The following is a 21,912-nucleotide window of genomic DNA, read 5'->3' as shown; positions in this document are numbered from 1 at the left end:
GTGAAATTAGGAGCGTCATCTAGTGCTAAGCAGTGGACTGATAATGCGTTATTTCCGCAGGAACGTCTTTCTCTGCCCGAAGTGTTGAGAGATTATACGTTATCCCCTGCCTATGGATCATTTAGAGAAAAGGAACTGGGAACACTTGAAGTTGGAAAACTGGCAGATTTTATTGTTTTAGACAGAAACCTTTTTGAAATCTTAGTTGAAGAAATACAAGATGTACGGGTAGTCTTAACGATGTTTGATGGAGCTATCGTGTTTCATGATAATCCAGAAGTAAAGAAGGCCTAAAAAACGGGCGGAACGAACGTTCTATACCCGTTTTTTTAATTAGACCATGATTATGAATTATTTTTGACTAAGCCAAACAATAATACTTCTACAATAGATGAGAGTGCTTCAGATAAGGTGATATTGTTTTCCATATAAAAACGTTGATCAAAGACAGAATTTGTAGCATCTATGATCAGCTTTACAGCGAGCTTTGTATTGATTTCAATGAGTTCACCTTGCTGCATACCTTCTTCGAGTAGCAAGCTGAGAGCTTCCCAATCATTTAAAGCATCATTCACTTTTGTCCATTGCTCCGGGTAATATCGCTTCATTTGTTCCAACAGTTTGAAGTCCCACAACTCAAAATAGGTAGGCAACAGAGTACAAATCCGTCTGATTTTTTCAATCAGGCTTAAAGATGTATTATTCATAATTTGTTCTGTTTTTTCAGTGAAATCTGATAACGATTGGTCAATGATTAACTCCAAAATTTCAACTTTCGAAGAAAAGTGTTGATAAACGTATCGTTTGTTTACACCAATGCGTTTCGCTAAATCATCCATTGTGAACTTCATGCTTTTATCATGGATCTCTTCAATAAAAGCTCTTATAATGCGTTCTCTCATGCCCAGTACTCCTTAAATTAGAAATTTGTTCAAAAGTTTATCTAAACTAAGTTACTTAACTTTCGCACCTTGAAAATTATTTTTAACCCTTGTCTGTGTCTATCCCATATTCTCTGTTGGGATAATTCACTTATTGATACATAACACCATTCTTTTTAGCAGGATGGAAGCAACAAAACTCCCAATTAAAAACGGAAAGGCTACACATCTTCCATAATACAGTACAACTTCATGTGCGAAAAGGCTCTTAACTCGACTTCTCAGTGTTTTCAATCCATCGATGGATACAGTATAAGGATACATGGTTTACTAGAGACAGACAAAAATGGTTACCCTGTCCGATCACCTATCGATCGAACAAGATAACCATTTTCTTTAATGCCTAATGTTTCATTGCCTTGGTACTAGCCAGCTTGATAGACGATCTCTCCATCAATAATCGTCATGTGAACAGGAAGATCGGCGATATCGGCAGGATCAGCTTGCAAAATGCTTCCGTCCAGGATCACTAGATCGGCCAGTTTTCCAACTTCGATGCTCCCTTTGTGTTGTTCGTCAAAGCTCGCGTAAGCTCCATTCCATGTGTAAGCCCGGATCGCCTCTGTTACGGAAACAGTTTGATTGCTTCCAATCTCCTGTCCATGTTTGCTCTTACGGTTCACTGCCGCTTGAATTCCGAATAGCGGACGATAATCGGTCACTGGGCTATCGGAGCCCGCTGCTGCAATGATGTTATTTTTAAAAAAGTCACGAAGTGGATACATTTGATTCACTCGCTCTCCGTAGTTATGGACGTATCCATTTCCATATTCATAGAAGAAAGCAGGGTTAGGTATCGGGATGACACCGAGCTGTTTCATCCGTTCAATTAGATCCGGTTCTGAAATCCCTGCATGTTCAATACGTGGCCGGGCATCTGGGCGAGGGTATTCCGTCAAGGCGGCCTCTATACAATTTAATACCATTTCAATTGCACGATCTCCCTGCGCATGGGCTGTAATTTGGAATCCTTTCTTATGAGCCTCTATTAATCGTCGGTTAAGTTCTTCTTGTGTATAGTACAAAATACCGTAATCCGCTAGGTTACTTGTATACGGCTTACGGGTAGCAATGGTCGGACCGCTGCTGCTGCCATCCGTGAACAGCTTTGCCGGTCCGATTTTAAACCGGTCATTCCCTATGCCTGTTACCATTCCAGCGTTAATCATGCTTTCCAAAAATAATTCGGGGTTGTCTAATGCGCAGACCATTGCATAAATGCGCACTTTAACTAAACCTTGACGAACCGCCTCAAACATAGCTCGAAAACCGTCGGAGCTATTGCAACCTGCATCATGGATACTGGTAATCCCAGCCGCTACAAAATCATCAGACGCTAACGCCAAGGCTTGGGCTATTTCTTCTTCAGAATAGGTTACTTTTTTGGCAATCTGAAAATGAGCCGTTTCAATTAAACGCCCTGTAAGCTCTCCCTCAGCGCTGTGTTCAATCATCCCTCCTTTAGGATCGGGCGTATCCTTGTGAATACCGAGGATTTCCAATGCTTTTGAATTGACCACCGAAATATGGTTGCACGCACGTATAATGATAATCGGGTGCTCCATTGAAATCTGATCCAATTCTTCTCTAGTCGGATACCGCTGTTCCTCTACTTTGGTCTCATTGAAACCCCAAGCCCGTACCCATTTTCCTGCCGGGAGTACGGACGCTTTTTTACGTAAATCCTGAAAAATATCCTGCAGGGAATGAATATGTGTAGCTTTGCAGCTTACCCCCAGCTTGTCTATGCCATACGAGGAAATGTGCAAATGTGAGTCGATAAATCCCGGCAAGAGGCTTTGCCCTTTCAAATCAATTACCTTTGTCTTCGGACCGATAAGACGCTTAATCTCCTCTGAGGTACCGACGGCGATAATCCGGTTCCTTTTTACCGCAATCGCTTCTACTATTCGATTCTGTTCATCTACTGTAATAATCTCGCCATGAATAAATACAATGTCTGGCATTCTTAAACCCCCTTATTCTCTTGAAAGCTGCATTTTTATCATTACACAACATTACTGTTGCACAACTCATGCCAATATTTAATTTATTATGTCTAATAGATTGGAGTATGTTCTTGAACGTCTTCTAGTTGCCCATCGATTATATTTGCGATAATAGGCAAATTGCTATTCCTATTTAGTTGAAAAAAACATTTTTGTCGCAGATACCGAATGTAAAGCTGTACAAAAATTTTTGCTACCACTTGATTTACGGGAAATCTTCAATTAGAAATCAAGCGGTGTAACCCGTGTAACTATAAAAGTTATTATAGTTACATGTTAATTATACTGAATATATGAAATTATTCAACACTTTTTTAGGCTCTGGAGCAAGTAATCTATAAATCCTGGACAAACTGATACTATGACTCAAAAAAGGTGAGTGATCAGTATGGAAAATCAACATCTATTCAAGTGGAAGCATTATCTACCTTAAATGATTTTATTAACGGGAAGATGGTACGGCGGATATGGTTCACCTCATTGAAGAAAGTTGTATCTTGCCAGATGTGTATACTTAGCTATACTTTTTCGTTACGAATATTATATTTTTTTAACCGACGGATCAGTGAGGTTTGGGTAATTCCAAGAACTTTTGCAGTTTTACGTGTAGTCTTATTTTCCTTAATTGTCTGTTCAATAATTTTTTTTTCCATACTTTCGATAATCTCGGTTAATTTGTTTCCTTCTTTCAGAGACTCTAAAGCTTCTTTTTCCATGTTTACTGAGAGAAAGCGCTCAGGTAAATCATGAATCGAGATTTCGTCCTTTTTAGCCATAATGACGAGCTGCTCAACAGCATTTTCCAACTCGCGTATATTTCCCGGCCACTGATAACGTTGTAAAACATCTATCGTTTGACTCGAGAAGGTACGTGTCTGGTGGAATATCTGGTTATATTTTTGCAAATAGAAATGGAGCAACGGAAAAATATCTTCTTTCCGCTCGCGCAGCGGCGGAATGTTTACTGGTAAAACATGAAGGCGATAATAGAGGTCGGCTCTGAATTTCCCCTCTTTTACCATTTCCTCGATTTTGCGGTTAGTAGCTGCAATAATGCGAATATCAGCCTTAACTAACTGTGAACCCCCAATAGGCATATAGGTCTTATCCTGCAGTAATTGAAGGAGCTTAGGTTGCAGATGTAGCGGAAGTTCACTAATTTCATCCAAAAAAAGCGTTCCTTTTTCGGCAACTTTGACCAGCCCGGGCTTACCTTTTGAATTAGCACCTGTAAAGGCTCCCTTGTGGTAGCCGAACAGTTCAGATTCGAGAAGTGTATCGGGAATTGCTGCACAATTTAAGTGGACAAAGGGTTGACTATTTCTTTCACTCAAATCGTGAATACGCTTGGCAACTACGTTTTTTCCAACTCCTGTTTCTCCGTTAATGAGCACCGTTGAATCCACACTTGCCACTCTCCCCATGATTTCAGCAAGCAAATTATGTACTTTGCTATATCCGATGAATGACTGTTCCTCCTTACTTAGAATATAACAGGTATTCATTTTTTTAATTTCTAGTAAATACCGCTTCATTACGGGGGCTAATTCTTCCCATTCTAGTTGGGAAATATTCTCCATCCAATTGCTAATATCATGACCATGTGCTACAAAAAAAATGGGGTTTTCCTGCTCATCCAAAATAATTTCCCCTGTTACTGTCATCTTTTTTCCACCGGTAATTTCTTGCACAGTGGTTACAGTATTTCCATTTTGTAAAGCCATCTCGATTACGGATGGAGTGAACGCACCCTCTTTTTTCAGAACGAAAATATTCCTACCAATCAAATCTTCCTTGCTTTTGTTAAGCATTTTACAACCGGCTTGGTTTACCCATATAATCGTTCCATTTTTGTCAACAATATTCATCCCGCTTTCAAGACTATCGAGAATTTTTAAGAGATATTTTGTTTCAATTTGGTCAGGAATGTTGTACATGGCTTAAATCCTCCTATGAAAGCATCTAATTTTGAAACACAAGTGGTTCAAAAATGATGGAAATTAGTGATATCAAGGAACCATTTATGAATCGGTTGAAACGTCTTGAGTTCATTATATCTCATAATAGCAAAATCTAAAGTTAATTTTTATAATTTTCCGTCTATTTATCCTACTTTCGTTAAAAATTTATGGCATGATTATTGCAATTTAAAAGTGTACCGCGCGGATTTATTACTTTATACAAGGAGGTATTTAATAAAATTTTCTTCCTTTTAACTGAATGTTAGGGGAGCCGCAATCAAAAGATGAAAAAGGATGGTGTATTTATGAATGCAAATCTAGTATTTATCAATGGTGAAGTTATTACATCAGACAGGCAAAACTCAATAGTAGAATCTGTAGCAATAAAGGATAATCGAATCATTGGGGTCGGTTCAAATTTAGAAATGAAGGAATTCATTGGGGAGAAGACTGAAGTCATTGACTTAGCAGGCAAATCCCTTCTTCCTGGATTTATTGATTCACACACACATCTGGTTTTATATGGGGTTTTTCAGTTGAATATCAGTTGTAAAGAAAGTCATATCGACTCTGTTGCAGCTTTGCTGAATGAGCTTAAGAAAAAATCGTTGGAAACCCCAAAAGGTGAATGGATAAGAGCTTGGGGATTCAATGAAACCACAATAAAAGAAAATAGGTATCCAACGATTGCTGAGCTAGATGCCATTTCAACGGATCATCCAATCATCATTTCTCGTACATGTGGACATATCTGTATCGTAAACACAGCAGCATTGGAGAAGGCTGGATTTGACGAAAAGACACCGAATCCTCAAGGTGGAGTAATTGAAAAAAATGAGAAGGGGGAACTTACAGGTAAATTAATTGAAGCTGCAAATATGAAGATGAATGATGTTGCGAGCTATACAGATGATGAACTTATGAAAGCTGTTAAAATCGCGTCGGATCATTTCATTTCAGGGGGGATCACGAGTATTCATGAAGCAGGCACTTTTGATTCTAATTGTTATCGTTTGTTGCAAACAGCTATAAAAGACAAAGAAATCCGTGTTCGGGTATATGCAATAATTGGTACCATCAATGAATCTGATAAATTTGTAAATAAAATGATGAATGCAGGGATAGTAACCGGTACAGGGGATGAGAAATTTAGAGTCGGGCCGGCTAAAATATTTTTAGATGGAAGCAGCTCTGGTCCAACGATTGGAACTCGAGAACCCTACACCAGCGATCCTAACAATTACGGGATTCTTTATTATAGTGAGGAAGAAATATACAAAATTCTAGGTGAAGCACATAAAAAAGGCTATCAAATTACCGTACACGCTCAAGGTGATAAAGCGATTGAAATGTATTTAAATTGCGTAGAAAGAGCGTTAAAAGAAGCTCCAAGGAAAAATCACCGTCATCGAATCGAGCATGCAGGGGTCTCAACACCAGATTTACAAGAAAGAATGAAACAACTTGAAGTTATCCCTATTCCAAACCCGCCATTTCCATATGAATATGGCGAGATATATGTTCACAATTATGGTGAACGTGTTAATTATATGTACGCTGCTCGTGATTATATAGATAAAGATATTATTGCAGCGGGTAGTTCAGATGCACCGGTAACTGATTATAACCCTTTATTAGGAATTCATACGGCAGTGAATAGAAAAAGCCAATTTGGAGCCGAAATTGGCACGAATCAATCCATTAGTGTACTAGAAGCGATTAAACTTTACACCTGGAATGGCGCTTATGCAAGTTTTGAAGAAGATATAAAAGGCAGCCTAGAGGTAGGGAAATTAGCTGATATAGTTATTTTAAATGACAGTATTTTAAAAGCTGAACCAGACCGTATTAAGGATTTGAAAGTGGAGACAACGATTATTGATGGAGAAATTGTCTATCAAAAGGTGAATGATTTAATGGTGAAAAATTAGATATAAGCAAAGGGATTTGTTAATAAAAGGGGTTTCAATACAATTCTATTAATTTCACATTTCTATTAACAAATCCTTTTATAATATTGGCTCTTAATCCATAAAAATTCAAACGATGTAATAGGAGGTCGGGCATATTTTGAAATATATTAAACTCTTACTCTTAATTCCTTTTATAGGGGTTGTAGGATTCTTGCCATTTGCAAATAAAATTGAGCCTTACGTGTTAGGAATGCCTTTTCTTTTATTTTGGATTGTATTTTGGATGGTACTTTCCTCGATTATTTTAACCATTATTTATAAGCTTGATCCTGATAATCAAGGGAGTGAGACAGAATGAATATATCATTATTTATTATTTTCATTTTCTTAATCCTGGCTCTTTTTTTAGGGATAGCAGCAAGACGAGGAAAAAATATGACTTTGCAGCAATTTTCAGTTGGTGGCAGAGGTTTTGGAACCTTGTTCGTATTTCTATTAATAGCTGGAGAAGTTTATACGACTTTTACTTTTCTAGGGGGAAGCGGTTGGGCGTATTCCAAAGGTGCTGCTGCATATTATGTGCCAACGTATATATTTCTAGCCTATATCATATCCTATTGGATTGCACCTAAAATTTGGAGATACGGTAAAGAACATGGTATTATTTCACAACCTGACTATTTTGCATCTAAATACGATAGTCGTGCAATGGGGATTATAGTAGCGATTGTGGGAAGTTTAGCGCTTGTTCCATATATTTGTATACAAATGAAAGGGTTAGGGATCATTGTTTCACAAGCTTCTTACGGAGCTATTTCACCAGTAGTTGCAAGTGTTATAGGTGCAATAGTGATTACAACATATGTAATTATTTCTGGTATACATGGCTCAGCTTGGACAGCTGTGATTAAGGATATTATGATTTTGGGAGTAGTCATTTTTTTAGGCATATACATCCCTATCCACTATTTTGGCGGGATTCAGCAAATGTTTGAATCTGTTCAGGCTGTTAAACCTGAATTGTTAACGTTAGCCGATCAGGGACTAAGTGTACCGTGGTTTATCTCTACGATCCTTTTAAATGCAATATCTTTTTATTTATTACCGACATCATTCTCTGTGGTTTTCTCAGCAAATGGTGAAAAAGCACTTCGCAAAAATGCAATTACCCTTCCTTTATACACCATATTATTACTTTTTGTTTTTTTTATTGGCTTTTCAGCCATCGTAAAAATCCCTGGTTTACAGGGAGCTGATGGAGATCTTTCTCTTTTAAGATTATCAATTCAAACATTTGATCCTTGGGTCATTGGAATCGTTGGAGCAGCAGGCTTACTAACGGCTTTAGTCCCAGCATCTGTTATGTTAATGTCTGCATCTGTTGGCTTAACAAAAGGGGTTTACAATGTTATTTTTCCAAAAGCTACCGAAAAACAACAATTAGTAGCCTCAAAACTATTCATTATTGTCCTTTCTTTGACTGCTTTAATCTTCACCGTATCTGGCGGGGCAGCACTTGCACTGTTAAACATCATGTCATACAGTCTTATCGCACAATTGGCACCTGCATTATTCCTAAGCTTTTCCTCAAAAAATTATATTAATAAATATGGCGCAATGACTGGAATTATCACAGGAGTGCTTATTGTATTGTATGCTACGATTTTCAATGTAAAAATCGCAACCTTTTTTCCAACAGTCCCACACACTATTAACGACATTAGTACAGGAGCAATAGCATTATTTATAAATATTGTAATAACCACTATAGTAAGTTTAGCTTCAAAAAATATACCGATTAAAAAAGGGTCCCACCAACAAAACGCAGAAAATATACGTTATTAAGACTGAAATTGAAAAACTTTTAAAAATGAAGGGCGGTACATATTGAACATGACTAATATGTACCGCATTTTTTATTTGCTTTAAAAAAATGTAAAAAATTTTCCCTACTATTCAAAGAACTTGTCTCATAGGTTTATAGAAGTGAGATCTATTGAAGGGGAATCGAAAAATGGCTATTTACTACAAGGGAATCTTCTTTTTGGCAGCTTCGGCCTTTTTAGGCGAAGGAATCGAATTTTTGGTCAATATGATTTTGGCGCGGGAACTTGGCAAACACGGGTTAGGTCTTTATATGTCCATATTGCCGACGATTTTTTTAATTGTATTGCTCTCCAGCTTTGAATTGCAGGTATCCATTTCCAAATTTATTGCGGAAAAAGAGGACAGGTACCATCGCAACATCCTCTATCATGCCCTCACCATCACAATTGTTTTTACAAGTGCTTTGCTGCTATTAGCCACCAGCGTTATGCAGTTTATTCCCATCTTTAATGGGTACCATCCCTATGTTAGATGGCTGGTTCTAATATTAATCCCGGTCATTTCCTTTACCTCTGTGGCAAGAGGATATTTCATGGGGAAACATCATATGGGAAAAATCGCGGTCGCTAATTTCTTGCGAAAAGTATTTCAGCTGGCTGCCCTATTTTTCTTATTTCGGCTATTTCAATATAAAACAGAAAGTGCCTTGCTCATTGCTATTACGGCCTTAATCGGAAGTGAAGTCGTTGTTTTTCTTTATTTATTCTATATGTTCATCATCCAGTTCCAACAGGTAAAACGCATCCCTTTTTCCAATTTAAATCGGAAATTGGTCCGAAAAAATTTAATGGCCGTATCGATTCCGACTACCGGAATGCGCCTGTTTTCGGCGATAACGGGTGCGATGCTGCCTTTTCTCATTAAGCAGACCTTGGTAAAGTCCGGTCTAACAGCCACCGTTGCAACAGAGCAATTTGGGATGCTGATGGGGGTGGCGATGTCAATCGGCTTTTTCCCGGCATTTATAGCTCATTCATTAATGATTGTGCTAATTCCAGGTGTTTCCAAAACATACGCTTCAGGGGATTACGCCAGTTTGCAAAAAATGCTGCAGCAAGTAATGTTCATGACATTTATTTATGGGACAGCAGCGGTAGGGGTTTTCTATTTTTTCGCACCGGAATTGACTTCTTTGTTCTTTAAATCTTCTACTCCTGCTATCTATTTACAAATGCTCTGGCCGTATTTCTTATTTCATTTCTTCGTCATGCCGTTCCAAGCCTTTTTAATTGGCCTGGATATGATCAAAGACTCTTTTTTCCACATCATCTGGTCTGTTGTTGTATCATTTTCCATTATCGTTTGGCTTGGCTCCTATCCGGAATGGAGAATGGAAGGGGTCATCATTGGAATGAATACGGGTGCCGTCCTCCTTGCACTAATGCACTATGTAACCATTTGTAAAAAAATTGGCGTTTCAGTTTTACTTAGAGGTGTGGTTCAGCGATAATTGCTTAATTTCACTGGGATACTTTGGTCTAATTTAACTAGATGTAAATTAATATGATACCAAGGAGGCGGTCTCAGATGAATAAAGAAAAGACTATGAACATCCCTGCGCATCTAGGGCCCTATATTTTACGAAAAAATACGATCAATCAAATGATTGAACGGGGGTTAATGCTAATAAATCAAACCTAAAAAAGGAGCTTGGGAAATTAAAACCCCAAGCTCCTTTTTTTAATCCTTGCTTTGAAGAATCCCGAAGATCCTTAAAATGCTGATGAATAGGTTAATAAAATCCAAGTAAAGGCTTAGCGCCATTAACGGAACATCTTCTGCACTTACCCCGTAATGCTTCATTCGGCTGAAGTCAAAGAGAACATAACCGCTGAAGACCATGACGCCGATAAAGGAATAAGCAAGCATTCCAGTTGTGCTAAGCGGCCAGAAGATATTAAAAATTGAAATCGCTACGAGTGCCAATATGGCTGCTAATAGAAATCCGCCTAGAAAGGAGAAGTTTCTTTTCGACTTTGTGGCATAAATAGCAATCCCTGTGAACACTACGGTTGTTGTTGCAAATGCCATGATCACCGTATTGGCCCCTGTTGTTGCAAGATAGTGAGCAACAATTGGATATAAGGTAATCCCGGAAATAAACGTAAAAATATAAAGGAACGAATAGGAAATCGACTTTTTCCTTCTAAAGAAGAAGGCAGCGAATAGCATGACCATTTCAAGAATCGACAAAGGTAAAAATAAACCAGCTGGTACAAATACACCCGCCATTGTGCCAATAAAGGCGAAAGCAAGGGAAAGTGCAAACGTCCTTAAAACAGATGGCATAAATTCAGTAGATGTTTGTGTGTACAAATTTCTTCACCTCAAAATAGTTTCTTATTAATTAATACGAGAAAGTGGTCAAGATGTTTCATTTTTTCTAAAAAAATCTTTATCTTCTTTTAAAATGTCACGGATTTCCGCTAAAAGTTCCTCTGTTCGGTCTACTTTGACTTCTTCCTTCACCGGTTCATCTTTCTTTTTAAAGCGATTGATCAGTCTAACAAATAAGAAGATTGAAAAGGCAATAATAAAGAAATCAAGAACGGATTGTAGGAATAAGCCGTATTTTAATGCTCCAAAGTGAAGTTTCGAAAAATTGAACCCAACCCCGCCTATCAGCAAACTAATTAACGGCATAATGACATCCGATACGAGCGAAGTGACGATTTTTCCAAACGCCCCGCCGATAATCACACCGACTGCAAGGTCGATGACGTTTCCTTTCATCGCAAATTGTTTAAATTCATTCCACATATAAAAAAACCTCCAAATTTCATTAATGGGCAGAACAAATTCCAGTATAGAAGTTTTACTATTGGTTTAACAACTTCTAATTCAAAAATGGATTGCCAACGTATGGCCCCTTAATGGCAATACGCATTAACTGTGTTGCCATATATTTTGGCGTGTAAGGCATATCCATTTTTAACCACCAGACAATCACCCCCAGAAAGGCATAGGCATAGTACCGCACAGCGATTTCCCGTGGAATAGTCAGCATCTTATCATTTGGTTCCACGCTGTTTATTCCTTTCGAAATAAAATCGACGAGAACCTCTATCATACTGGAAGTAAAGTGGGGCATGTTTTTTTCGGTCAGAAACACTTTATATAATTTACCATTTTCGGAAATTTGTTCAAAAAGATGGATAAAATTTTCATGCGGTTGATCACTTAAAAAATCGAATTCTTCTTTTCGATCAAAAGACAAGTTAATACTCTCGGTTAAGTCGTTTAAAATTTCATCCGAACTTTGACAAAGAAGATCGAGTTTATCACGATAATGTAAATAAAATGTGGCACGATTTAAAGTAGCGCGGTTCGTAATATCTTGAACGGTAATTTTCTCATATCCTCGTTCATGAATTAATTCCACTAGCGCGTCTCTTAACATTTGACGCGTTCTTACCACGCGCGGGTCCATTTTTTGAATTTTTTTCGACATTTTTAATCTCCCTGTATTACTTTTTCTAGTTTGACAACATTATTTAACGTAGTGTCAATAAAACGACGAATCTGAGAACTGTGTTGGTTGCCCTTTTTTAAATGATTGTTATAATTATTTTATCAACGCAATGTTGATAAAGCAACTAGTTGTAGATATGCTCGCAATATCATAATGATTTTGGTGTTTTATTACATTAAAATTTTGGAGGTTATCAATATGGGTCGGTTAGCCGGAAAAGTAGCGATTATTACTGGAGCTGCCATGGGAATGGGTGCTTCTGAAGCAAGACTATTTGCAAAAGAAGGAGCAAAGGTTGTAGCTACAGATGTTCAGATTGAGCAATTGAACCAGGTGGTACAGGAAATTAAAGAAAATGGCGGCGATGCTGTTGCTATTAAACATAATGTAACATCCGAAGAGGAATGGAAATCCGTGATTGCTGAAGCGGTAAAATTATATGGAAAAGTAGATGTTCTGGTTAATAATGCAGGCGTATCTTCACCGAAAACCATTGCAGACATGGAGATGGATGAATGGAATCGAGTCATGGATATTAACTTAAATGGTTGCGTTATTGGCATGAAATATGTGATACCTGAAATGAAAAAAGCGGGTGGCGGATCGATCGTCAATATTTCTTCTATCGGAGGTATTGTTGGTATGGCAGGTACAAGCCCGTATACAGCTGCTAAAGGAGCGCTTCGCGTGTTATCAAAATCGGCTGCTGTTGAATATGGGAAAGATAAAATTCGCGTAAATTCCTTACATCCTGGTATCATCGTAACGCCGATGACGGCACCAACAATGGAAGAAGGCGGAGCTTTACCTTACTATAAAACATTTACACAGCTTCCATACTTTGGTGAACCAGAAGATGTTGCATATGGAGTAGTTTTTCTAGCATCTGATGAATCACGTTTTATGACAGGTGCTGAATTAGTGATTGATGGCGGCTGGACCGCTCTTTAATCAATTTTGTCAGTAGTGATAAGTAACGAACAACGTATAAAAAGGAAGACTCAAAAGTAGTTAGATTTTGAGTCTTCCTTTTCTTTTTTTTGATTAGAACGCCCAATTACCCCCGCGGAATACCGGCTCTGCTTTTCCATCTGCCGTAATACCGTCGATATCCATTTCCGCCGATCCAATCATGAAATCAACATGGGTAATACTTTGGTTCAGCCCATTGTCTGCTAATTCTTCAGCAGACATTTTCTTTCCGCCCTCAATACAGAACGCATAGGCACTGCCGATGGCTAAATGGTTTGATGCATTTTCATCAAACAAAGTATTAAAGAAAAGAATATTGGACTGTGAAATCGGAGAATCAAATGGAACCAGAGCAACTTCACCAAGATAGTGCGAGCCTTCATCAGTATCAACTAATCGCTTCAGAATTTCTTCACCTTCCTCCGCTTTTACCCCAACAATTTTACCGTTTTCAAATGTAATCGAAAAACGGTCAATAATATTGCCGCCGTAGCTAAGTGGTTTCGTGCTAGCTACTGTTCCATTTACGCCTGATTTAAGCGGAACGGTGAAAACTTCTTCCGTCGGCATGTTGGCCATAAACTCATGGCCTTTTTCATTGATACTTCCAGCACCAACCCAAAGATGGTTCTTTGGAAGTTCAATGGTTAAATCAGTTCCAGGAGCTTTATAATGAAGCTTTTGATAGTTCTTTTCATTTAAATAATGAACCTTTTCGTGAAGGTTTTCATCATGTTTTTTCCATGCGTCCACAGGATTTTCAACATCAGCACGTGTTGCTTTAAAAATCGCATCCCATAGTTGTTCCACCTGCTGTTCGCTTGGAACATCCGGGAATACTTTTGCAGCCCAGGCTGGGGATGCAGCGGCTACAACCGACCAGCTGACTTTATCAGATTGAATTGCTTGACGGTATTTTGCTAATGCAGTACCGGCAGCTTTTTGGAAATTGGAGATTCGTTCAGGATTGACTCCTTTTAAAAGGTCTGGGCTAGAAGAAATAACAGACATGAAAGCCGCGCCTTTATTGGCAAGTTCCTCTGTCTCTTTCGCACGCCATGCAGGATATTCTTGAAAAGCCTCATCCGGCGCCAAATCGTATTTTGTACGGGAAACGAAGTCATCTGCCCAATTGACGACTACATTGAATGCTCCAACTTCATATGCCTTTTTTACGACCAGTCGAACAAACTCAGCCGAATCCAAGGAAGCATTCACGACTAATGTTTGTCCCTTTTGGACATTTACGCCCACTTTAACAGCAAGATCAGCATATTTTTCAAGGTTCTTCTGAAATTCACTCATTTTATGTATTCTCCTTTACCAGAATCTTCATGTCTATTGTAGCTTTTTTAATTGGAAAAAGAAACTAGCAGCCATTTTTAGACGAAGGCATAAAAAAACAGTAAAGATCTTTTCATCTTTACTGCAATTTAGAACCATATACTTTTATATTAAAATAAACCCCTGCGGAAAATAGAACTAGAAAAGTAATAATGCCTGAAATTGATGTTGGAGACAAAAATTGTGACCCATCCATTCATTCCACCGCCTTTAATATTAGAAAACCTTTACAAGTTAATTATAATAGTAAAAGAGGAAAACGTGAACATTTTAGTACAATTTATAGAAAGTTTTTTGAACTTTTTGGGGGTGTTTGTTTTTCAAAAAAATAAAACATCAGCCAATAGAAACCTGCACTAATTATAGCCACAATCGAAAGGAAGAAAAAGGTCCAGTGATACCCAATCCAAACGGTCATCGGGATAAAAATAGGGGCGATCGTTCGGCTAATCGTAAACCGTAAACTGGCAGCAGCAAAATATTGTCCCCTCATATGTTCTGGTGCAAGCTTAGAAACAAAGCTTTGCTGAAGTCCGGCTCCCATTAATTCACCAAATGTGAAAATTGCCATTGCAAATATAAATCCCCATATCCACTGCGTTCCACTAAAGAGCAAAATCGCAATGGCATACATAATAGAAGAAAATATAAATACATTCCGTTCTTTGTATTTGCTCATCCATTTTGTGACGGAAACGGTCAATAATGCGACAAGGAGCCCGTTTTCCGCTAAAACAACCCCAAATGCCTGCTCTCCTTCAATAGAAAAGGACCAGCTGCCAAACGAGAACAGGCTTTGATTTTTGATGACATCTTTCATATAAACGGGAATTAATAAATCCAACTGCATAAAGGTTTGCCCGGCCAGTACGCCTGCAAGAATAAACAGTAGAAAGGTTCTATCTTTTATAATTAGTGAATAGTCGCGAAGCTGGTTTTGTAAAAAGTAATACCATTTCCCATCCACATCAATGGAAGTTGATTTTCTTAATGGCGCAGTTTCCCGGGTCCATTTTGCCAGAATTAACCCTAGCATAATACAGACAATACCGGCCACAAGTAAAAGTTGAAAGCGATAATTTACATAAAAAATTGCACCTAAGATAGGTCCAATAACGACGGCGATATTAATCGAAGTATAAAAAATCGCAAACACATTCCCCCGGTCTTTCTCTGCTACGACATCAGCTACCATTGCCTGGCTTGCGGGCCAATAGAAAGCACCGAATACACCGGCAATCGCAAAGGAGATAAAGCCAATCCATGCAGAATCAAGCCACGGTGAGCTGGCAGCTCCAAATGTGATAAAAGAAAGACCTTGACCAATTGCGGAAAGAACCATCATTCGTTTTCTGCCAAAACGGTCTGCACAATAGCCTCCCATCAAATTGGCCAGCACCGAGAACACCTGAGAAAAAACCAATAAAATTCCGGCTTTGTTTTTTCCAAATTCATCTGCAAAGTATATGGTTAAAAACGGAAAGAACATCCAGAAGGTAATATTCATCATCGCTTCAGCAAATAAACGGACCTTTAAATTTCGATCCCAATCTCGAATTCTCATAAAAAATCTCCATTCTTTCATTTAAGCCATTACATCATACCTTCAAACTGGAAGAAGTTTCAATACCTTATTATATGGGAATCTTCGGAATACCTGATTCCAATCGTAACGTATGCTATAGTTAACTTACGTGAAATTCGAAAGGATGTTTTTTAAAATGGCAAAAAGTGTTGTAATTGCTGAAAAACCTTCGGTCGCACGTGATATTGCACGTGTACTGAATTGCAATAAAAAAGGAAATGGATTTCTTGAAGGAGATAAGTATATTGTTACGTGGGCATTAGGGCATTTAGTCACACTGGCTGACCCTGAAAATTACGATGTGAAATATAAAACCTGGAATTTAGAAGATTTGCCGATGCTGCCGGAACGTTTGAAATTGACGGTTATTAAGCAGACTGGAAAACAGTTTAATGCGGTTAAAAGTCAACTGACGAGAAATGATGTTAAAGAAATCATCGTGGCAACGGATGCGGGTAGAGAGGGTGAATTAGTCGCACGTTGGATTATCGATAAAGCAAAAGTCAATAAACCGATTAAACGACTATGGATCTCATCTGTTACGGATAAAGCGATTAAAGATGGATTTGCCAACTTGAAGCCGGGAAAAGCTTATGAAAATTTATATGCTTCTGCTGTCGCGCGTTCCGAAGCAGACTGGTATATCGGTCTTAATGCCACCCGTGCACTAACAACCCGATTCAATGCCCAGCTAAACTGCGGCCGTGTTCAAACCCCAACGGTTGCCATGATTGCTGCTCGGGAAGACGAAATCAAAAACTTCAAAGCGCAAACCTATTATGGCATCGATGCCCAAACAACAGACAATTTAAAGCTAACATGGCAGGATGCAAAAGGGAATAGCCGCAGCTTTGATAAAGAGAAAATCGATACAATTGTGAAAAAATTGGGCAAACGGAATGCCGTTGTAATAGAAATTGAGAAAAAATCGAAGAAGACCTTTTCACCGGGTCTTTATGATTTAACCGAGTTGCAGCGTGATGCAAATAAAATATTTGGTTACTCTGCTAAGGAAACGTTAAATATTATGCAAAAATTGTATGAGCAGCATAAAGTCTTAACGTATCCACGTACAGATTCACGTTACCTTTCTTCCGATATCGTAGGAACACTTCCAGAACGGTTGAAAGCATGCGGATTGGGAGAATATCGACCGTTAACCAATAAGATTTTAAGCAAGCCGATCAAAGCTTCGAAAGCATTTGTGGATGACAGCAAAGTTTCTGATCACCATGCGATTATTCCAACAGAAGGGTATGTAAACTTTTCTGCCTTCACAGATAAAGAAAGGAAAATTTATGACCTAGTGGTAAAACGATTCTTAGCGGTGTTATTCCCAGCATTCGAGTATGAACAGTTAACACTTCGTGCGAAAATCGGTGAAGAGAACTTCGTTGCAAGGGGTAAAACCATTTTATCGATGGGCTGGAAAGAGGTATACGAGAATCGCTTTGACGACGAGGATGCAGCAGATGACATAAAGGAACAGATTTTACCTCGCATCGAAAAAGGCGACACCTTAAATGTGAAGCTAATTGCTCAAACATCAGGTCAAACAAATCCGCCTGCACGCTTTAATGAGGCAACATTACTTTCGGCTATGGAAAATCCAACGAAGTATATGGAAACCAAAAATAAACAACTGGCGGAAACGTTAAAATCAACGGGTGGATTAGGTACAGTTGCCACACGTGCGGATATTATTGATAAGCTATTTAATTCATTTTTAATCGAAAAACGAGTCAAAGATATTCACATTACTTCTAAAGGACGTCAATTATTGGATTTGGTGCCGGAGGAGCTAAAATCACCAACTTTGACAGCAGAATGGGAACAAAAGCTTGATCAAATTGCCCATGGTAAGTTGAAAAAAGAATTCTTTATCAACGATATGAAGAAATACACAAAAGAAATCGTTGCGGAAATTAAAGCAAGTAACAAAAAGTATAAGCACGAAAATATCTCGACAAAAAACTGTCCGGACTGTGGAAAACCAATGCTTGAAGTGAACGGGAAAAAAGGTAAAATGCTTGTGTGCCAGGACCGCGAATGTGGACATCGGAAAAATGTCTCACGTGTCACCAATGCACGCTGCCCGCAATGCCATAAAAAACTGGAGCTTCGCGGCGAAGGGGAGGGCCAAATTTTTGCATGTAAATGTGGCTATCGTGAAAAGCTTTCTGCTTTCGAAGCGCGCCGTAAAAAAGAATCCAAAGGTAAAGTGGATAAACGTACAGTGCAAAAGTATCTAAGAAACCAAGATAAAGATGAAGAACCATTGAATAATGCGCTGGCAGAAGCATTAAAAGGGTTGAAGTTTGATAAATAAGATGATTAGGGGCAATCCATAAAGATGAATCTATATGGATTGCCCCTTTTTTTAAATAACATAGTGCTAACGGGTTAAATGGTCTTATGAGGACATTCTCTTCTCAACCGGTACTAACTTTGCTGATTTTTTGTTCTTACTGACAAAAAAGGAGCCGTATACAAATAGGGCGATAAGTATGGTTAAAAAGAATTGCGAACGCAGTGTATCAATAAAGGCCATCGCGATAAAAAGACCGATAATTGCAAGGATGGTGGCGTAGGTCAAATAAGGAAATAACCACATTTTTATTTTCAATGCTTCTGGATTTTCTTTTTCATATTTTCTTCTCATACGCAATTGGGAGAAGGCAATCACGAGATAAACCAGAAGCGCTACTCCTCCGGAAGCATTGACTAAAAAGAGAAATATTTTATCAGGAGAAAGGTAATTAAATCCTACGCTAATATAGGAAACAACGGTACAACCCAATATTGCATGCAGTGGTACGCCCTTTTTGTTGATCTTTTTAAACATTCTGGGAGCATCTCCATTTTGCGCCATCGCAAACAACATCCGGGAGCTTGTGTAAATTCCGGAATTCAAGCAAGAAAGTACAGCTGTAAAAATGATAAAATTCATGATCTGAGCAGCGGCTGGTATTTTAATCATTTCAAGTACGGAAACAAAAGGATTTTTTAGCAGAGTATGAGAATCCCAAGGGAGAATTGTGACCAACACTAAAATTGAGCCTAGATAAAAAATCAGGATCCGGTAAATAACACTGTTTGTTGCAACAGTAATGGCTTTTGCAGGATTTGGTGTTTCTCCTGCAGCGGTTGCTACAATCTCACTCCCCATAAAAGAGAACATGACGAGAGTCAATCCTAAAAAAATAGAACTGATTCCATTGGGGAAGAACCCTCCGCGATGAAGAAGATTTGAAGTCCCAGGCGAATCGATCCCAGGCATGAATCCGAAAATAATTGCTCCTCCGAGCAACAAAAACAGCACAATACTTACTACTTTGATAAGAGAGAACCAGTACTCGAATTCACCAAATGATTTAACAGAATACACATTAGTAAGAGTTAATAAAAAGGTAAGAATAAGGCTAAGCAACCAAGAAGGCAAAGATGGATACCAATACTGAATAATATTTGCACCACCGATTGATTCCACTGCAATGACAATTACCCAGAAAAACCAGTATAGCCATCCGATTGTGTAGCCAGCCCACGGGCCTAGTGCTTCCCGGGCATATGTGGAAAAAGAACCACTGGATGGATTGACGATGGACATTTCTCCCAGCATACGCATAACCAAAATCACAAGTAGCCCTGCTATTGCATATGAGAGGATAGAAGCCGGTCCTGCCATATTAATTAAGGATCCACTTCCAATAAATAGTCCGGCCCCAATGATTCCTCCAAGCGAAATCATTGTAATATGACGAATTTTTAATCCTTTCTGTAACTCTGTTTATGTGTTCATATAAGAGGACTATAAATTTATAATTCTCTGAAATATCCTGTTGTTTTTAATTGGGTAATTATTTGAAAGGGTTTTCAATAACTGTTTCTTTATTTAGAAATGATCCCCTTTTCATTTTTTGGGGTAATAGATTTTTTTGAGGAGGAGTGGGACATGCATCATCAACCGTTTTTAATTGATTTTTTGAAATTCTTTCAAATATACCCAATTAACTTTAATTTATGAACAAAAATGTGTATTATAGTTTTCTAAAAATATACATAAGTGTTTAAAGTGATAAAATTTTAAAAAAATATATACAAAAGTGTAAAAAGGTGTTTATAATGTATCTGTATTGAATTTGAAAATTAAGTATATTAATAATTTTTTAAAAAGGGAGAGGATCAAATGATTACAGAATATAAGAATACAATTGCCCCATATAAACATGAACCATTTACCGATTTTACACTGGAGGAAAATAAAAGAGATTTTGAAAAAGCGTTAGAAACTGTGCAATCAGAGTTAGGAAAAGAGTATCCGCTTATCATTGGAGATGAATTGATTACAACGGATGAACAAATTGTATCCATTAATCCAGCCAATAAGGAAGAAGTTATTGGCCGGGTTTCAAAAGCGAATAAAGAATTAGCTGAAAAAGCGATGCAAGCTGCACTAACTGCCTTCCATACATGGAAAAAAGAAAATCCGGAAGTACGTGCAAACGTTTTATTCCGTGCAGCGGATATCATTCGCCGCCGCAAACATGAGTTTTCAAGTTATCTCGTTAAAGAGGCTGGAAAGCCTTGGAGAGAAGCAGACGCAGATACTGCAGAAGCGATTGATTTTCTTGAGTTTTACGCACGTCAAATGCTGCAGTTAAAAGACGGAGTGCCGGTTCAAAGCCGTAAAGGAGAAGTTAACAACTTTAATTATGTTCCACTTGGTGTTGGAATCATTATTTCTCCATTTAACTTTCCATTAGCCATTATGGCAGGAACAGCAGCGGCAGCGATGGTTGCTGGAAACACCATTCTTCTAAAGCCGGCAAACAATACACCTATAGTGGCAGCGAAATTTGTGGAAGTAATGAAAGAAGCAGGTCTTCCTCAAGGTGTGCTTAACTTTATTCCGGGAAGCGGCGCAGAAGTCGGTGATTATCTAGTGGATCATCCTAAAACACGCTTTGTCTCGTTTACTGGTTCTCGTGAGGTTGGCTGCCGAATTTATGAGCGTGCTGCAAAAGTACAGCCAGGGCAAATTTGGTTAAAGCGTGTCATTGCTGAAATGGGCGGAAAAGACACAGTCGTTGTAGATAAAGATGCTGATTTAGATTTAGCGGCCTCTTCCATTGTTTATTCAGCATTCGGTTTCTCAGGGCAAAAATGTTCAGCTGGTTCCCGTGCGGTCGTACACCAGGATGTATACGAGGAAGTACTGGAAAAAGCAGTAGCTCTAACAAAGACGTTAACTGTGGGGAATCCGGAGGATGTTAGTACGTACATGGGACCAGTTATTGATCAAGCTTCTTATAACAAAATTAGAAAATATATCGAAATTGGAAAAGAAGAAGGCCGATTAGTAACAGGCGGAGAAGGAGATGACTCCAAAGGGTATTTTATTCAACCAACCATCTTTGCAGATGTAGATGAAAAAGCACGTCTCATGCAAGAAGAAATCTTTGGGCCTGTTTTAGCCTTCTGTAAAGCACGTGATTTTGATCATTTGTTGGAAATAGCGAATAACACAGATTACGGCTTAACTGGGGCCTTAATTACGAACAATCCTGACCATGTCGAGCGGGCAAAGGAAGAATTCCATGTGGGAAATCTTTATTTCAACCGCGGATGTACGGGAGCGATCGTGGGATACCAACCGTTTGGCGGGTTTAATATGTCAGGAACAGATTCAAAGGCAGGGGGACCTGATTATTTGATTCTGCATATGCAAGCAAAAACAACGAGCGAAACACTTTAAGGAGAGAGAGGGCAACTTTTTACGTTGCCCTCTATTAAAATAGTAACACCCTTACACAGCAACATATCAT

17 protein-coding genes are annotated in these 21,912 nt (G+C 38.5%); 8 read left to right on the top strand and 9 right to left on the bottom strand.

Annotated elements, in window-relative coordinates:
- Nucleotides 1–294, top strand: coding sequence for an amidohydrolase family protein (locus BIV60_RS07685; RefSeq protein ID WP_071355140.1), 294 nt, complete (start codon nt 1–3; stop codon nt 292–294).
- Nucleotides 295–344: 50 nt separating this feature from the next.
- Here BIV60_RS07685 and BIV60_RS07680 read toward each other — a convergent pair whose 3' ends face one another.
- From BIV60_RS07680 to BIV60_RS07670, 3 genes are all read right to left on the bottom strand, one after another.
- On the bottom strand, nt 345–902 hold the full coding sequence (locus BIV60_RS07680) for a TetR/AcrR family transcriptional regulator (RefSeq protein WP_071355139.1): 558 nt from the start codon (nt 900–902) through the stop codon (nt 345–347).
- A 404-nt stretch (nt 903–1,306) separates the two neighbouring features.
- Complete coding sequence (locus BIV60_RS07675; protein WP_071355138.1) at nt 1,307–2,908, bottom strand: amidohydrolase; 1,602 nt, start codon at nt 2,906–2,908, stop codon at nt 1,307–1,309.
- 560 nt (nt 2,909–3,468) lie between these two features.
- Nucleotides 3,469–4,887, bottom strand: a complete 1,419-nt coding sequence (locus BIV60_RS07670) for a sigma-54 interaction domain-containing protein (RefSeq protein WP_071355137.1) — start codon at nt 4,885–4,887, stop codon at nt 3,469–3,471.
- A 329-nt stretch (nt 4,888–5,216) separates the two neighbouring features.
- Here BIV60_RS07670 and BIV60_RS07665 point away from each other — a divergent pair, with 329 nt between their 5' ends.
- From BIV60_RS07665 to BIV60_RS07650, 4 genes are all read left to right on the top strand, one after another.
- The gene (locus BIV60_RS07665; RefSeq protein WP_071355184.1) at nt 5,217–6,842 is read left to right on the top strand and encodes an amidohydrolase; all 1,626 of its coding nucleotides are present in this window, start codon (nt 5,217–5,219) and stop codon (nt 6,840–6,842) included.
- Between the two features lie 139 nt (nt 6,843–6,981).
- On the top strand, nt 6,982–7,182 hold the full coding sequence (locus BIV60_RS07660; protein ID WP_071355136.1) for a DUF3311 domain-containing protein: 201 nt from the start codon (nt 6,982–6,984) through the stop codon (nt 7,180–7,182).
- The gene (locus tag BIV60_RS07655) at nt 7,179–8,669 is read left to right on the top strand and encodes a sodium:solute symporter family protein (protein ID WP_071355135.1); all 1,491 of its coding nucleotides are present in this window, start codon (nt 7,179–7,181) and stop codon (nt 8,667–8,669) included. Before BIV60_RS07660 ends, BIV60_RS07655 begins: the two co-directional genes overlap by 4 nt.
- A 169-nt stretch (nt 8,670–8,838) precedes the next feature.
- Nucleotides 8,839–10,161: an oligosaccharide flippase family protein gene (locus BIV60_RS07650; RefSeq protein ID WP_071355134.1), complete on the top strand. Its 1,323-nt coding sequence runs from the start codon at nt 8,839–8,841 to the stop codon at nt 10,159–10,161.
- 230 nt (nt 10,162–10,391) lie between these two features.
- Here the strand turns inward: BIV60_RS07650 and BIV60_RS07645 are convergent, their stop codons facing one another.
- The 3 genes from BIV60_RS07645 to BIV60_RS07635 form a co-directional block, all read right to left on the bottom strand.
- Complete coding sequence (locus BIV60_RS07645; RefSeq protein ID WP_141770425.1) at nt 10,392–11,000, bottom strand: Bax inhibitor-1/YccA family protein; 609 nt, start codon at nt 10,998–11,000, stop codon at nt 10,392–10,394.
- Between the two features lie 75 nt (nt 11,001–11,075).
- Nucleotides 11,076–11,471 carry a large-conductance mechanosensitive channel protein MscL gene (gene mscL / locus BIV60_RS07640; protein ID WP_071355132.1) on the bottom strand — a complete coding sequence of 132 codons (396 nt, stop codon included), beginning with the start codon at nt 11,469–11,471 and terminating at the stop codon, nt 11,076–11,078.
- Between the two features lie 76 nt (nt 11,472–11,547).
- Nucleotides 11,548–12,162: a TetR/AcrR family transcriptional regulator gene (locus BIV60_RS07635; protein WP_071355131.1), complete on the bottom strand. Its 615-nt coding sequence runs from the start codon at nt 12,160–12,162 to the stop codon at nt 11,548–11,550.
- A gap of 219 nt (nt 12,163–12,381) precedes the next feature.
- Here BIV60_RS07635 and BIV60_RS07630 point away from each other — a divergent pair, with 219 nt between their 5' ends.
- Nucleotides 12,382–13,134, top strand: a complete 753-nt coding sequence (locus tag BIV60_RS07630) for an SDR family NAD(P)-dependent oxidoreductase (protein ID WP_071355130.1) — start codon at nt 12,382–12,384, stop codon at nt 13,132–13,134.
- A 93-nt stretch (nt 13,135–13,227) separates the two neighbouring features.
- Here BIV60_RS07630 and BIV60_RS07625 read toward each other — a convergent pair whose 3' ends face one another.
- Both BIV60_RS07625 and BIV60_RS07620 read right to left on the bottom strand, forming a co-directional pair.
- On the bottom strand, nt 13,228–14,460 hold the full coding sequence (locus tag BIV60_RS07625; RefSeq protein ID WP_071355129.1) for an aminopeptidase: 1,233 nt from the start codon (nt 14,458–14,460) through the stop codon (nt 13,228–13,230).
- 319 nt (nt 14,461–14,779) lie between these two features.
- Nucleotides 14,780–16,063 (bottom strand): MDR family MFS transporter, encoded by a 1,284-nt coding sequence (locus BIV60_RS07620; protein WP_071355128.1) that lies wholly within the window; start codon nt 16,061–16,063, stop codon nt 14,780–14,782.
- 157 nt (nt 16,064–16,220) lie between these two features.
- Between BIV60_RS07620 and BIV60_RS07615 the strand changes: the two genes are divergently transcribed.
- The gene (locus BIV60_RS07615) at nt 16,221–18,413 is read left to right on the top strand and encodes a DNA topoisomerase III (protein WP_071355127.1); all 2,193 of its coding nucleotides are present in this window, start codon (nt 16,221–16,223) and stop codon (nt 18,411–18,413) included.
- Nucleotides 18,414–18,497: 84 nt separating this feature from the next.
- On the opposite strand, the gene BIV60_RS07610 is transcribed toward BIV60_RS07615, so the two are convergent.
- Nucleotides 18,498–19,835, bottom strand: a complete 1,338-nt coding sequence (locus tag BIV60_RS07610) for an amino acid permease (RefSeq protein WP_071355126.1) — start codon at nt 19,833–19,835, stop codon at nt 18,498–18,500.
- Nucleotides 19,836–20,273: 438 nt separating this feature from the next.
- On the opposite strand from BIV60_RS07610, the gene pruA reads away from it, so the two are divergent.
- Nucleotides 20,274–21,842 carry an L-glutamate gamma-semialdehyde dehydrogenase gene (gene pruA, locus BIV60_RS07605; protein ID WP_071355125.1) on the top strand — a complete coding sequence of 523 codons (1,569 nt, stop codon included), beginning with the start codon at nt 20,274–20,276 and terminating at the stop codon, nt 21,840–21,842.
- The last annotated feature ends 70 nt before the right edge of the window (nt 21,843–21,912 follow it).

Source organism: Bacillus sp. MUM 116 (assembly GCF_001866655.1).
Lineage (GTDB): Bacteria > Bacillota > Bacilli > Bacillales > Cytobacillaceae > Neobacillus.
This window is presented reverse-complemented; position numbering and strand designations above follow the sequence as displayed.

Bases quoted from the DNA above. Each gene is read 5' to 3' on its own strand.
- BIV60_RS07680 (WP_071355139.1), bottom strand. From the start codon at position 902: ATGAGAGAACGCATTATAAGAGCTTTTATTGAAGAGATCCATGATAAA.
- BIV60_RS07675 (WP_071355138.1), bottom strand. From the start codon at position 2,908: ATGCCAGACATTGTATTTATTCATGGCGAGATTATTACAGTAGATGAA.
- BIV60_RS07670 (WP_071355137.1), bottom strand. From the start codon at position 4,887: ATGTACAACATTCCTGACCAAATTGAAACAAAATATCTCTTAAAAATT.
- BIV60_RS07665 (WP_071355184.1), top strand. From the start codon at position 5,217: ATGAATGCAAATCTAGTATTTATCAATGGTGAAGTTATTACATCAGAC.
- BIV60_RS07655 (WP_071355135.1), top strand. From the start codon at position 7,179: ATGAATATATCATTATTTATTATTTTCATTTTCTTAATCCTGGCTCTT.
- BIV60_RS07650 (WP_071355134.1), top strand. From the start codon at position 8,839: ATGGCTATTTACTACAAGGGAATCTTCTTTTTGGCAGCTTCGGCCTTT.
- BIV60_RS07645 (WP_141770425.1), bottom strand. From the start codon at position 11,000: ATGCCATCTGTTTTAAGGACGTTTGCACTTTCCCTTGCTTTCGCCTTT.
- mscL (WP_071355132.1), bottom strand. From the start codon at position 11,471: ATGTGGAATGAATTTAAACAATTTGCGATGAAAGGAAACGTCATCGAC.
- BIV60_RS07635 (WP_071355131.1), bottom strand. From the start codon at position 12,162: ATGTCGAAAAAAATTCAAAAAATGGACCCGCGCGTGGTAAGAACGCGT.
- BIV60_RS07630 (WP_071355130.1), top strand. From the start codon at position 12,382: ATGGGTCGGTTAGCCGGAAAAGTAGCGATTATTACTGGAGCTGCCATG.
- BIV60_RS07625 (WP_071355129.1), bottom strand. From the start codon at position 14,460: ATGAGTGAATTTCAGAAGAACCTTGAAAAATATGCTGATCTTGCTGTT.
- BIV60_RS07620 (WP_071355128.1), bottom strand. From the start codon at position 16,063: ATGAGAATTCGAGATTGGGATCGAAATTTAAAGGTCCGTTTATTTGCT.
- BIV60_RS07615 (WP_071355127.1), top strand. From the start codon at position 16,221: ATGGCAAAAAGTGTTGTAATTGCTGAAAAACCTTCGGTCGCACGTGAT.
- BIV60_RS07610 (WP_071355126.1), bottom strand. From the start codon at position 19,835: ATGATTTCGCTTGGAGGAATCATTGGGGCCGGACTATTTATTGGAAGT.
- pruA (WP_071355125.1), top strand. From the start codon at position 20,274: ATGATTACAGAATATAAGAATACAATTGCCCCATATAAACATGAACCA.